At 65.8% G+C, this 13,192-nt stretch carries 12 protein-coding genes and 1 pseudogene; 12 read left to right on the forward strand and 1 reads right to left on the reverse strand.

Annotation, left to right across the window (positions count from 1 at the left end; translation table 11 throughout):
* Positions 1-178 precede the first annotated feature (178 nt).
* The 4 genes from ACE3UG_RS15855 to ACE3UG_RS15870 all read left to right on the forward strand — a co-directional run bounded on the left by ACE3UG_RS15855 (position 179) and on the right by ACE3UG_RS15870 (position 2,571).
* Positions 179-817 (forward strand): PadR family transcriptional regulator, encoded by a 639-nt coding sequence (locus ACE3UG_RS15855; protein ID WP_374625537.1) that lies wholly within the window; start codon positions 179-181, stop codon positions 815-817.
* A complete protein-coding gene (locus tag ACE3UG_RS15860) occupies positions 817-1,656 on the forward strand; it encodes a siderophore-interacting protein (protein ID WP_374625540.1) in 840 nt (279 codons plus the stop codon). The genes ACE3UG_RS15855 and ACE3UG_RS15860 overlap by 1 nt, the downstream gene beginning before the upstream one ends.
* A 59-nt stretch (positions 1,657-1,715) precedes the next feature.
* Entirely contained in the window at positions 1,716-2,066 is a 351-nt protein-coding gene (locus ACE3UG_RS15865; RefSeq protein WP_374625542.1) for a cupin, read from the forward strand.
* A gap of 157 nt (positions 2,067-2,223) precedes the next feature.
* A complete protein-coding gene (locus ACE3UG_RS15870; RefSeq protein ID WP_017233744.1) occupies positions 2,224-2,571 on the forward strand; it encodes a hypothetical protein in 348 nt (115 codons plus the stop codon).
* Positions 2,572-2,696: 125 nt separating this feature from the next.
* Here the strand turns inward: ACE3UG_RS15870 and ACE3UG_RS15875 are convergent, their stop codons facing one another.
* Positions 2,697-3,452, reverse strand: a complete 756-nt coding sequence (locus ACE3UG_RS15875; RefSeq protein ID WP_374625544.1) for an SDR family oxidoreductase — start codon at positions 3,450-3,452, stop codon at positions 2,697-2,699.
* A 419-nt stretch (positions 3,453-3,871) separates the two neighbouring features.
* Between ACE3UG_RS15875 and ACE3UG_RS15880 the strand changes: the two are divergent.
* From ACE3UG_RS15880 to dxs, 8 genes and pseudogenes are all read left to right on the forward strand, one after another.
* Positions 3,872-4,372 (forward strand): annotated as a pseudogene (locus ACE3UG_RS15880) (CDP-alcohol phosphatidyltransferase family protein); the annotation flags it as partial.
* Positions 4,373-4,546: 174 nt separating this feature from the next.
* The gene (locus ACE3UG_RS15885) at positions 4,547-5,380 is read left to right on the forward strand and encodes a 2OG-Fe(II) oxygenase (protein ID WP_374625699.1); all 834 of its coding nucleotides are present in this window, start codon (positions 4,547-4,549) and stop codon (positions 5,378-5,380) included.
* A complete protein-coding gene (locus ACE3UG_RS15890) occupies positions 5,381-6,403 on the forward strand; it encodes a flippase-like domain-containing protein (protein ID WP_374625546.1) in 1,023 nt (340 codons plus the stop codon).
* Positions 6,404-6,418: 15 nt separating this feature from the next.
* Positions 6,419-7,183: an NTP transferase domain-containing protein gene (locus ACE3UG_RS15895; RefSeq protein ID WP_374625548.1), complete on the forward strand. Its 765-nt coding sequence runs from the start codon at positions 6,419-6,421 to the stop codon at positions 7,181-7,183.
* Positions 7,180-8,880, forward strand: coding sequence for a phosphoenolpyruvate mutase (gene aepX / locus ACE3UG_RS15900; RefSeq protein WP_374625550.1), 1,701 nt, complete (start codon positions 7,180-7,182; stop codon positions 8,878-8,880). The genes ACE3UG_RS15895 and aepX overlap by 4 nt, the downstream gene beginning before the upstream one ends.
* Positions 8,873-10,066, forward strand: a complete 1,194-nt coding sequence (gene aepY / locus ACE3UG_RS15905; protein ID WP_374625553.1) for a phosphonopyruvate decarboxylase — start codon at positions 8,873-8,875, stop codon at positions 10,064-10,066. The genes aepX and aepY overlap by 8 nt, the downstream gene beginning before the upstream one ends.
* 41 nt (positions 10,067-10,107) lie before the next feature.
* On the forward strand, positions 10,108-11,181 hold the full coding sequence (locus ACE3UG_RS15910) for a 2-aminoethylphosphonate aminotransferase (protein WP_374625555.1): 1,074 nt from the start codon (positions 10,108-10,110) through the stop codon (positions 11,179-11,181).
* Between the two features lie 22 nt (positions 11,182-11,203).
* Entirely contained in the window at positions 11,204-13,120 is a 1,917-nt protein-coding gene (gene dxs, locus ACE3UG_RS15915) for a 1-deoxy-D-xylulose-5-phosphate synthase (RefSeq protein WP_374625557.1), read from the forward strand.
* The last annotated feature ends 72 nt before the right edge of the window (positions 13,121-13,192 follow it).

The following is a 13,192-nucleotide window of genomic DNA, read 5'->3' on the forward strand; positions in this document are numbered from 1 at the left end:
GTTCACTCGCCATCCCCCGCACATCGCGCGACAGGCCTCCCTTGCCCCCGCCGCCTCCCCCCGGTTCCGCGCTAGTTCTCTCCGCCCAACTCAGGAATGTCGCAAAAATAATTTTGCTTTCGATGTAATTTAGATATATCGTAAACATGTCTCAACTACATCGAAGAGGAGTCGCATCATGCGTGGATCACGTGGCGATTTCATGGGCCGAGGCCCGCTGGACCTGGACAAAATAGATTTTGGCGACGAACGGCGCGGTGGGCGTCATGGTCGGCGCGGCATGGGCGAAGGGCTGGGTGACGGCCGCTTCGGGCGCGGCGACGAAGGACGCGGTGAACGCGGCGGGCGCGGTGGCGGCCGACTCTTCAGCCACGGCGGCCTGCGGCTCGTGCTGCTGCATCTGATCGCGCAACAACCGCGTCACGGTTACGAACTCATCAAAGCCATCGAAGCGAGTGTGAACGGAACGTACAGCCCAAGCGCGGGCGTGGTCTACCCAACGCTCACGCTGCTGGAGGAAATGGGCTACATCCGTGTGCAGGAAGGCACCGGCGACAGCCAACGCAAGTCTTACGAAATCACGGACACCGGCCGCGAATATCTGGCTGAAAACGAAGACGCGGTCACGGAACTGCTCGCTCGGCTCGCTACTCGCCGCGAGCGTTCCGAAGACATGCCGCCGCAGGTCATGCGTGCGCTGCACAACTTCAAATACGCCGTGCATTTGCGTCTGGGCGGCGAGCCGCTCACGAGCGAACAAGCCAATGCGTTCGCGGCCATTCTCGACGCGGCCGCGCAACAACTGGAGCGACTCTGATGCAAGGCAACGCTACACCGACCGTCGTGCCCGATCGTACGCCGCAACGGGTGCGCCACGCCCTTCGCCTGCGCGTGCTGGAAGTGCGCAACGTCGAGCCGCTCACACCGCACATGCTGCGCGTGACGCTGGGTGACGACGACCTCGAAGGCTTCACCAGCCCCGGCTTCGACGATCACGTCAAATTGTTCTTTCCCAACCCCGAGACCGGCGAGTTGGCACTGCCACAGCTCGATGCGCAAGGTGTCGCAAATCCGGCGCCCGGCGATTCGCCGCGACGCATGCGCGATTACACACCGCGCCGCTACGATGAAGCGTCGAACACGCTCGTGATCGATTTCGCGATGCACGACGCCGGCCCTGCCACGCAATGGGCACGCGAGGCCAAACCAGGCGACCGGATCGGCGTTGGCGGCCCGCGCGGCTCGTTCGTCATTCCCATGAACTTCGACGGCTACGTGTTGATCGGCGACGATACCGCGCTGCCCGCCATCTCCCGGCGTCTGGCCGAACTGCCGGCAGGCGCGCCGGCATTCGTCTTTGCGGAAATCGACAGTCCCGCCGGCCGACTTCGCTTCGCGAGCGATGCCGATGTCGTGGTCGAATGGATCTTCCGCGAGGGCACCCCCGCAGGCGAGAGCACCGCGCTGCTGGACGCGCTTCAGGTCGCCACCCTGCCCGCTGGCGATGTCCACGCATGGATCGCCGCCGAAGCGGGCGTTGCCAAGGCCGTGCGCCGCCATCTCGTCGAAACCCGTGGCCTCAACCCGAAATGGGTGAAGGCGGCCGCCTACTGGCGACGCGGCGACCCGGCCGTGCACGAAAATCTCGACGATTGAGTGCGGAGCGGCGCGTGTATGCTTTCTATCCCTCACCGCAAATAGACCGCACAGTACGTATGGACACACCGCCGCTTCCCGACACGAATCTGTTTGCCGGCCTGCCTTCGTATCCCGATCCGGAGGCCGCCGAGCAATTCACTACGTTACTTGCGCGCCCCGGCATCCGCGTCGAGCGTATCGTCTCGTCCGGACAGGCGTCTCCCCCAGGTTTTTGGTACGACCAGCCGCAGCACGAGTGGGTGGTGTTGCTCAGGGGCAACGCGGGCTTGGCCTTCGCCGACACCCCAGGTTTGATACTCACGCTGAACCCGGGCGACGCCGTCACGATCGCGGCGCACCGGCGGCACCGCGTGGAATGGACCACACAGGCTGAAACCACCGTCTGGCTTGCGATTCACTACGATTGACGACGTGTGACGCCGCCCCCTTTGGAGAAATTCCCTGCCGTCTTTCGGAATTGCCTGATAGAAATGCCAGGAACAAATTCCGACTATGAAAACGCGTCCCGGGGATGTCGAATCTCGGCACCCGAAGGGCGGTTCACCCAAAAGGGGGTACGACGACATGGAGCAACGCAAACGACACGACGGCTTCGAGCGTTGGGCAGCGGGCGCAACTGCGCGTCAGGCGGCTCGAGACGACGCCCGCTGGCGCGTGTTTCGCGCACCGGAGCAGGCAGACTTTCACGGATTCGTCGTCTGGTGTTACACGCAGGGCGTATTTCTCGGTCAGGAATTCGACCGGCGCACCGACACCATCACGCACTGTTACGTGCGCAACGGTGCTTGGGCCGTGCAGTTCGATTCCTACGGAGAGGCTTGTGAGCGCGCCTTCGACATTCACGCGCCAACGCTGATCTTGTACGCACCGGAACGCAACGGCAGCGTATTCATCACCAGCACCGAGCAGTAGGCGGCAGGTCGCACCCCCGTGTGCGGCCAGAGGACGGCACCGGCCGGCAACACGCCGGCCGGTGCCGCTTTTCCTTGAACGTGCGCCAAGCAGCAACCTCGGACGGTTGCCGCCCCCGGCCCGGATCAGGCGTAATTGCGAATGTCGTCGATCTCGGTCTGGCCGAAATCGTCACGCTCGGTCAGCGCCAGGATGCGTTGCGCCACATCCGCAGGCGACGCAAGCTTGCCGCTCGTCTTGAGATCCTGGAAACGGGCGAGTCCCGGGAAGCTCTCCACGCCGCTGCTGCGGATGGTTTCCTGCATGCCGGTATCGACCACGCCAGGCGCCAACGACACGGCCTGCACACCGTGCTCGCGATGCTCCGCGTTGACCACCCGCGTGTACATATCGAGCGCCGCCTTGGTGGCGCAGTACACCGCCCAGCCGGCGGTCGGCTGACGGCCCGCTCCCGACGAAATGTTCACGATCTGGCGCTTGGCGGCGAGTCCCTGCGTGGTCGCGAGAAAGCGTGCCGTGAGCAGCATGACCGATGTGACGTTCAGCGCAAATGCCGCGCCGATGGCAGCCGGGTCCGTGAGGCCCGAGGCGTTGGCCACCGGATTGACCGTGCCGGCGTTATTGATCAGCAGATATCGGGCGGCGTCGCGTGGCAGCGCGGCACAAACGCGCTCGGCCACCTGTGCGGCCGCATTCGCGTCGGCCAGATCCACGGAAATTTGTTCGAGCTTGACGCCCTGTGCGCTGGCGAGCGCCGTGAGCTCGTCGTCGGTGCGTCGGGCCAGGGTCACGAGTTGGGTGCCGGGGGCAAGCAGCGCGCGTGCGAGCGCCGCACCGAGGCCGCGGGATGCACCGGTCAGGATGGCAATGGTTTGGGACATGAGCGAAGTGCGGCCGCGGAAGACCGCAAAGAGGACCAACGGGACCGTCATTATCCGCGTATCCCCCGTAGGCTGCTATCCAGACCGCCTATCGGTTCCAACGGCCTCCAACGGCCCAAAAGTGCACACGAACGCTTGCCCCCTGCCCCGCCTGCGCCGCCGCTGCGACAACGCAATGCCGGACACCTCGAAAGCGAAATGGCGTGCTGCGGAATATACTTGCGAACTTCAGGGCGCTTATAACCTAAGGTAGTAACGACGCATGTGGCGAGACGCCTGGGAAAGCTCGACACATCGGCGCGGCGCACGGATTGTCGCGCGCCAACGTCCTGAGTCGTCAAGGGTGCAGCCGTCTGTCCCGGCGTTCCGGGTGCACTGCACACTACCGCCGTATGGGTATATATTCCCCCCTCATGGAAATGATACCGAGAACTATTTCGACGCCTGACGCGGCGTCGGGCACCCACCCAACCGAACGCCCCGTGCCACCCCGTCCGCGTCAATACGATGCGCGGCTCGCGCGTTGGCTGGTCACACCGCTGGTCGACACACGCGTTACGCCGAACCATCTCACCACGCTCCGATTGATTGTCGGGCTGGCCTGCGCCTGGGCGTTCGCGCAAGGGGGCTATGCCATGGCGAACCTCGGGGCCGTGCTGCTCGTGCTGTCGAACTTCATCGACCACACCGATGGCGAGCTGGCGCGCATCAGCGGGAAGACCAGCCGCATCGGTCACTTTTACGATCTCGCCTCGGACGCCTTCGTCACCGTGCTGTTGTTCGGCGGCATTGGCATGGGCGTGGCGGCCGTCTCCCGTGAGCCATTCCCGCTGCCCGTGGCGGTGTCGGCATCGGTGCTCGGATGGATGGCCGGCATTGCCGTAGCCCTGATTTTCTTTCTGCGCATGCGCATCGAAGCGCGCGTCGGCAAGGTCGGCACGAAGCAAGCGTCTGTCGGCGGCTTCGAGACCGAAGACGTGCTTTATCTGATGCCGCTCGTCACATTGTTCGACGGCACGCGCGGATTTCTGATCGCCGCCGCCATCGGCGCACCGCTCTTTGCCCTGCTGGTCGTGGCCGACTACATCCGTGTGATGCGCCGCCCGCTTCCGGCCGAGACGCGCGAGCCGGGCGCTTCGGCGGGCGCGCCAAGTGCGGGGGATGCCTCGGTCGAGCCGCTGGCGCCCGCCGCATTCGCGGCAGACGCCGAAATCGAGCGTGCGTTGGGCGCCCTCGACCTCGACGCCGTCACGCGCGAATTCAAATCGCAGGACGCCTTCATCTATCTCGAGACGTTTCTGCCGCCGAGCGTGACGCAGCAGTTGATCGACGCGGCGCGTGCGGTGACGCCAGACGTGAACCGTAACTATCTGCCGGGTCACAAGCAGGGCGGGAGCGTCAGCCGTCATACGCTCGACGAGCGTGCCCCATTTGTGGCGGACTTGTACCGCTCGCCCGCGCTGATGCGTTTTCTGGCGCGCCTGGCGGGTGAAAAGCTGCTCCCGTCGCCCCAGGACGACCCGCACGCCTACGCCCTTTATTACTACACGCGTCCGGGCGATCACATTGGCTGGCACTACGACACGTCGTACTACAAGGGTCGCCGCTACACGCTGCTGCTTGGCGTGGTCGACCGATCGAGCTGCAAGCTCGAATACCGGCTTCACACGCGCAATCCCGGCGTGCCGCAGGTCGACGGCGCGGTGGCGTATCCGCCCGGCGCGCTGGTGTTCTTCGACGGGGACAAACTGCATCACCGGATCACGCCGCTTGGAGAGAACGAGGAGCGGATTTCGCTGACGTTCGAGTATGTGACCGACCCGCGCATGGGCCCGTGGCAGCGCTTCATTTCGAACATGAAGGACGCGATCGCCTATTTCGGTTTCCGCCAGGTGTTTCGTCAGCTATCGGGACGGGCGAAACGCTAAATGAATCGGGCCGCCATCGTATCTCTCACTCTTGGTTTCGCCCTCTTCGTCGCCTTGCTGATCTGGCAGGGCGCGGGATCGGTGATGTCCACCCTGGCGGTCGCCGGATGGGGGCTGCTGCCCATCGCTGCGTTCCATCTCGTGCCGTTGGTGCTCGACGCCGCAGCCATCCAGGTGCTGGTGGCCAAATCCTGTTCGCTGCGCCGCGCCACCCTCACGCGCTGGGTCGGCGAATCGGTCAACAGCCTGCTGCCGGCCGGCCAGATCGGCGGGCCGATCGCGATGGTGCGTCAAATGAAACAACGCGGGATGGCCGGCCGCGAAGCCGCAGCGGCCATTACCGTCAGCACGACGCTGCAAGCCGTGGCGCAGATCGTGTTTGCGTTGCTCGGACTCGCCGTCTTCGGCATCAGTGCCACGCAGCACGCCAATGACAGCCTGTGGCTGCCCATGCTGCTCGCCACAGCGCTCATTTCAGTCTTGCTCTATGCGTTCTACGTGGCGCAGCGGCGCGGTCTCTTCGGCTGGGCGTTCCGCAGGCTCGCCGGCATGTCGTCCAAGCGCGACTGGTCGTCGCTGCTCGAGCGGGCCGACGCCGTCGACGAGATCGTGCAACACATGTACGGCCAGCGCCGTCAGGTCCTCGCGAGCTTCATGCTCAGCCTGGTAGGGTGGATTGTCGGCACCGCCGAAGTCTGGCTGATTCTGCAATGCATTGGGTACCCGGTGAGCTGGGTCGACGCGCTGCTGCTCGAAAGTCTCGGCCAGGCGATTCGCGGTGCTGCGTTCTTCGTGCCGGGTTCGCTCGGCGTGCAGGAAGGCGGCTACCTGCTGCTCGCCCCGCTCGTGGGTCTGCCGGCCGACGCCGCTCTGGCCGTGTCGCTCGCCAAACGTACGCGCGAGTTGCTGCTCGGCGTGCCGGGCCTCGTCTATCTGCATTTCTCCGAACGTGGCTGGCGCCGCCGGCGCGCAGCGCAACAAAGTGCGCCCGTGCCTGCCGCCACGGATACTGCACCGCTCTAAAGAAGGATATCGACCATGCGGGCCATTATTCTCGCAGCAGGCATGGGCCTGCGTTTGCTCCAGCCCGAAGACAAGCAGTCGCCCAAGTGCCTGCTCGAGTTCGACGGCATGTCGTTGCTGGAGCGTCACCTGCGCATGCTGGCGGCGGCCGGCATCACCGACGTCGTCCTGGCGCTCGGCTTCCATCACGAGCAAGTGAGCGAGGCCATCGAGCGTCTTGACTGGACGCCACGTCCGCAGATCCGTCTCAATCCGGCGTTCCATCTGGGCAGCGTGCTCACATTGCACACGGCCGCCGACGCGATGACCGCGGGCGGCGACGTCCTCGTCATGGACGCCGACGTGCTCTACGACCAGCGTATCTTCAACGCCCTGGTCGCAGGCGAGACGGCGAACCGCCTGCTCATCGACCGCGACTTCGAAGCGGGCGACGAGCCGGTCAAGCTGTGCCTGCGCAATGGCGTACCGGTCGAGCTGCGCAAGCAGGTCATGGCCGGACTCGACTACGACACCGTTGGCGAATCGGTTGGCTTCTTCCGCTTCAATGAAGCGACGGCCACGCGCCTCGCGCAAATCTCGCGCCACTACGTCGAATCGGACCGCGCCAAGCTGCCTCACGAGGAAGCCGTGCGCGATCTGCTGCTCGAGCGCGGCGCGCAATTCGAGACGGCCGACGTCACCGGCTTCCCGTGGATCGAAATCGACTACCCTGAAGATGTGAAATGCGCCGCCGATCAGGTGTTGCCGCAACTTGAACCGCTCACGATGGTGCCCGCATGAACGCCCCCGACACATTCACGCTTCCGCCGACCGCCACGCGCGCGTCGCAACTGCGCGCCATGTTGCACAGCCACGCCCTCGAATTCCTGATGGAAGCGCACAACGGCCTGTCGGCACGCATTGTGCGCGAGGCCGGCTTCAAGGGCATCTGGGCGTCCGGACTTGCCATTTCGGCGCAGTTCGGCGTGCGCGACAACAATGAGGCGAGCTGGACGCAGGTTGTCGACAATCTCGAATTCATGGCCGATGCGAGCGACCTGCCGATCCTGCTCGACGGCGACACCGGCTACGGCAACTTCAACAACATGCGACGCCTCGTGCGCAAGCTCGAGCAGCGCGGCGTGGCGGGCGTGTGCATCGAAGACAAGGTGTTCCCGAAGACCAACAGCTTCATCGGCGGCGAACGTCAGCCGCTTGCGGATATCGACGAGTTCTGCGGCAAGATCAAGGCCGGCAAGGACTCCCAGGCCGACGACGATTTCTCCATCGTGGCGCGGGTCGAAGCGCTGATCGCCGGCTGGGGCATGGAAGAAGCACTGCGTCGTGCCGAGGCCTATCGCCAGGCCGGCGCGGACGCCATCCTGATTCACAGCAAGCTCGGGCGGGCCGACGAGATCGTACAGTTCGCGCGCGAGTGGAACCGGCGCTGCCCGCTGGTGATCGTGCCCACCAAGTACTACAGCACGCCGACCGACGTGTTCCGCGAAGCGGGCATCAGCGTCGTGATCTGGGCGAACCATCTGATTCGCTCGGCCACGTCCGCCATGCAGGCCGTCGCGGCCGAGATCCACCGCAGCGAGACGCTCGTCAATGTCGAAGACCGAATCGCGACCGTCGACGAGATCTTCCGTCTGCAAGACGCGAACGAATACGCCGAAGCCGAAGACCGTTACCTGTCGGCGGCGAACGCACCGCGCTCGGCCATCGTGCTGGCCGCGAGCCGTGGCAAGAACCTCGAGAGCGTGACGACCGACCGCCCGAAGGTGATGCTGCCCGTTGCGGGCAAGCCGTTGCTGCGCTGGCTGGTCGATGGCTTCAAGAAGCAGAACGTGAACGACATCACGGTCGTGGGCGGCTATCGCGCCGATGCGATCGACATGGCGGGCATCACGCTCGCCATCAACGAGCGACACGCCGAGACCGGCGAACTTGCCTCGCTCGCCCGCGTGGCCAACGCCTTCGCGCACGACACGGTGATCTCCTACGGCGATCTGCTGTTTCGCAGCTACATCGTGCGCGATCTGGTCGAGAGCGACGCCGCGTTCACCGTCGTGGTCGATTCGACCGCGACCGACACCGCCAATGCCAGCGTGCGCGACTTCGCGTATTGCTCGGCCGGCGACGACCGTGGTCTGTTTGGCCAGCAGGTGTTGCTCGAGAAGATCAGCAGCGACGCCACGCTCGGCGGACGTGCCCCGAACGGCCGCTGGATCGGCTTGCTGGGCGTGCGCACCGACGAAGGCCGCGCACAGGCGCAGCGAGTCTTCACGGCCCTGCAGGCGCGTTCCGACTTCGACCAGCTCGGCGTGCCCGAACTGATCAACGCCCTCGCGGCGGATGGGGCAAAGATCGAAGTGCAGTACGTTCATGGTCACTGGCGCGGCGTGAACGACATGGACGAGTTCCGCCGTGCGGCAGACTTCGCCCATGGTCAGACCCCATTCAGCGGCGCCGCCCCGGAGGCCCAAGGTGATTGAGGCTGGACAGTTTGTCGAAGCCGCGCGCAAGCACGGCTTCGCGTGGTACACGGGCGTGCCGTGTTCGTTCCTCACGCCGTTCATCAACTACGTGCTGCAGGACCCGACGCTGCACTATCTGTCGGCGGCCAACGAAGGCGATGCGGTCGCCATCGCGGCGGGGGCAACGCTCGGTGAAGGCGCGGGCGCGGGCGCACGCGCGGTCACGATGATGCAGAACTCGGGACTCGGCAACGCCGTGAGCCCGCTGACGTCGCTCACGTGGACCTTCCGTCTGCCGCAGTTGTTGATCGTGACCTGGCGTGGCCAGCCGGGCATCACCGACGAGCCGCAACACGCCCTCATGGGCCCGATCACGCCGGCGATGCTCGATCTGATGGAAGTGCCCTGGGAATTGTTCCCGACCGAACCCGAAGCCATTGCCCCGGCGCTGGCGCGCGCGGTGCGTCACATGGACGAGACCGGACGCCCCTACGCCCTCGTGATGCAAAAGGGCAGCGTTGCGCCCTACCCCTTGCAACCGGCCGAGCGCCCCATGCGGCCGGCACAACCCGCGCCGGTGGCGCTCACGCGAGGTGTGGCGCCGTCGGCGCTGCCCACACGCCGCGACGCCCTGGCGCGCGTTATTGCGCACACGCCGCTCGAAGGCACGGTCGTGCTGGCGTCGACCGGCTTCTGCGGGCGCGAACTGTACGCGCTCGATGACCGCGCCAACCAGCTTTACATGGTCGGTTCGATGGGGTGCGTGACGACGCTGGCGCTGGGCCTTGCGTTGGCACGCCCCGACCTGCGCGTGGTGGCGCTCGACGGGGATGGCGCCGCCCTGATGCGCATGGGAGCGTTCGCAACCCTCGGCGCCTACGGGCCATCGAATCTCCTGCATCTGCTGCTCGACAACGCGTCGCATGACTCCACCGGCGCGCAGGCCACGGTCTCGCCGACGGTCTCGTTCGCGGGCGTCGCGGCCGCCAGCGGTTACGCGCTCGCGCTCGAAGGGGACACCCTCGAAGTCGTCGAGCAACTGTTCGACGGGCGCACCGCCAGCCTGAACGACGGCCCGCGCTTCGCGTGCCTCACGACGCGCCCCGGAACGCCCGACGGACTGCCGCGCCCGAAGGTCACCCCAGAAGCGGTCAAGTCGCGCCTCATGGACCACATCGCACAACGCGAGCGGGCTTCTGCCTGAGCGTTTCTCCCATTCACGAAATCTGCCGAGGAAGCTTCGCCATGCTGTTACTGAATCCAGGCCCCGTCACCCTGACCGAGCGCGTCCGCAATAGCTTGCTGCAACCCGATCTGTGCCATCGCGAGCCCGAATTCTTCGACCTGCAGGATGAAGCCCGCGCACGCCTCACCGCTGTGTATGGCCTCGATCCGGCCGTTTGGACGCCGGTGCTGATGACCGGCTCGGGCACCGCCGCCGTCGAGAGCATGATCGCGGGCCTCGTGCCGGAAGGGGGTCGCCTGTTGATCGTCGAGAACGGTGTCTATGGCGAGCGCATCTCGCAGATTGCGAAGCAGTACCGCATCGATCACGACGTCGTTCATTTCGAGTGGATGCAGGCACCCGATCTCGCGCAGATCGTCGACAGGCTCGACACGGCGGGTGATCGTCCGTACACGAACGTGGCGATCATCCACCACGAGACGACGACGGGCCGTCTGAACGATCTGGCCGGTCTTGCCCGCGCGTGCCGGGAGCGCGGCATCGGCCTGCTGGTCGACGGCGTGAGCAGCTTTGCCGCCGAAGCCATCGACTTCGACGACGCCGGTATCGTGGCCGTGGCCGCTACCGCGAACAAGTGCGTGCACGGCGTGCCGGGCGTGTCGTTCGTGATGGTGCGCAAGCATGCCCTCGCCACGGCGGCGAGCCGCACGTACTACCTCGACATCGCGCGCCTGGCGAAGCTGCAGGCCGAGCGCAACACGCCGTTCACGCCGTCCGTACATGCCTACTATGCGCTTGTCGAAGCGCTGCGCGAACTCCACGACGCCGGGGGCTGGCAAGCGCGCCATGCGCACTACGGCGCACTCGCCGAGCAGGCGCGTGCCGGTCTGGCCGCGCTGGGCATCGACAGCGTACTGCCGCCGGGCGAGTCGTCGGTGGTGCTGCGATCCTACAAGTTGCCCATCGGGGTCGACTATGCGCGTTTGCACGACGGGCTCAAGGCTGACGGCTTTGTGATCTACGCGGGTCAGGGCGGCTTGTCCAAGGAACTGTTCCGCATCTCGACGATGGGCAACCTCACGGCCGCCGACATCGACCGCCTGCTGGCCGCGTTCGCACGGCTGGCGAAGTGAGCGCGGGAACGCACGTGCAGCCATGACCGATTTGCTAGCCGGCATCCACTCACCGACCGACCTGCGCGCCCTCTCGCGTGCCGATTTGCCGCGCCTGGCCGACGCGTTGCGCGCCTGCATACTCGATAACGTCTCGCGCACGGGCGGCCATTTGTCGTCGAATCTGGGCACGGTCGAACTCACGATCGCGCTGCACTATGTCTTCGACACGCCCAACGACCGGATCGTGTGGGACGTCGGTCATCAAACCTACGCGCACAAGATCCTGACGGGGCGTCGCGAAGCGATGCCCACGCTGCGGCAATGGCACGGACTGTCGGGCTTTCCGAAGCGCGACGAGTCGCCGTACGATACCTTCGGCACGGCCCATTCGAGCACGTCGATTTCGGCCGCCCTCGGCATGGCGCTGGCCAGCAAGGTCAAGGGCGAGAAGCGGCACGCCATTGCCGTGATCGGCGACGGCGCGATGACCGCCGGCGAAGCGTTCGAGGCGCTCAACAATGCAGGCGTCCACGACGACCTGCCGTTCCTCGTCGTACTCAACGACAACGACATGTCGATCTCGCCGCCGGTCGGCGCACTCAATCGCTACCTCACGCGGCTGATGTCCGGGCGGTTCTACTCGGCCGGCAAGGAGAGCGTGCGGCATCTGCTGCGCAACGCACCCGCGCCGATGCGCGAGCTGGCACACCGGATCGAGGAGCACGCCAAGGCCATCGTCTCGCCAACGGGCACGATGTTCGAGGAATTCGGCTTCAACTACCTGGGCCCTATCGACGGCCACGATCTTGACGCGCTGATCCCCGCGCTGGAGAACATCAAGGCACTCCGAGGCCCGCAGTTCCTGCACGTCGTCACCCGCAAGGGACGCGGCTACAAGCTCGCCGAGGCCGATCCGGTGCTGTATCACGGCCCCGGCAAGTTCAATCCGAGCGAAGGGATTCGCCCCGCCGCACCGGACGCCGTGTCGGCCAAAACCTATACGCAGGTCTTCGGCGAATGGCTGTGCGACGCGGCGGCCGCCGACAAGCGCGTGATCGGCATCACGCCGGCCATGCGCGAAGGCTCCGGACTCGTGGCGTTCGAGAAGCGCTTCCCAGAGCGCTACTACGACGTCGGCATTGCCGAACAGCATGCCGTGACTTTCGCGGGCGGCTTGGCCACCGAGGGGCTCAAGCCTGTCGTGGCCATCTATTCGACGTTCCTGCAACGCGGTTACGACCAGTTGATCCACGACGTGGCGTTGCAGAACCTGCCAGTCGTCTTCGCGATCGATCGCGGCGGGTTGGTCGGCGCGGATGGGGCGACCCATGCGGGCGCCTACGACCTCGCCTTCCTGCGCTGCATTCCGAACATGGTCGTGATGGCCCCCGCCGACGAGAACGAATGCCGTCGGATGCTGCAAACCGCGCTCGCGATCGATGGCCCCAGCGCCGTGCGATATCCCCGTGGCGCCGGCCCTGGCGTGACGCCTGAGGCCGGTTTGGCAACACTGCCCGTGGGGCGTGCCCAGACGCGTCGCCGGAGCGCCGCCCCTGCGGGTCGTCGCGTGGCGATTCTGGCCTTCGGCGCGATGGTCGCACCGGCCGAACAGGTTGCCGTCGAGTTCGACGCGAGCGTCGTCAACATGCGCTTCGTCAAGCCGCTCGACGACGCGACGCTGCTCGACATGGCGCGCACGCACGACCTCGTCGTCACGCTCGAAGAAGGCGCGACGATGGGCGGCGCGGGATCGGCTTGTGTCGAAGCGCTCAACGCGCACGGCGTCCAAATCCCGGTACTGCAATTAGGCTTGCCCGACACGTACATCGATCAGGGCACCCCCGTGCAGCAGCTTGCGTCGGTCGGGCTCGATGCACCGGGTATCGCGGCGTCGATTCGCCGGGCGCTCGCCGAGCGTCTCGGCGGCAAGGTCGAGGCGGTGCCGCCAGCGCCCTGAGCGCAGCGTGTCCCCAGGTCTCCATGGAAAAACGGCACCTGCTCGGTGCCGTTTTTTCATGTTTCATTGCCC

It is taken from the genome of Pandoraea sp. (assembly GCF_041919235.1).
GTDB lineage: Bacteria > Pseudomonadota > Gammaproteobacteria > Burkholderiales > Burkholderiaceae > Pandoraea.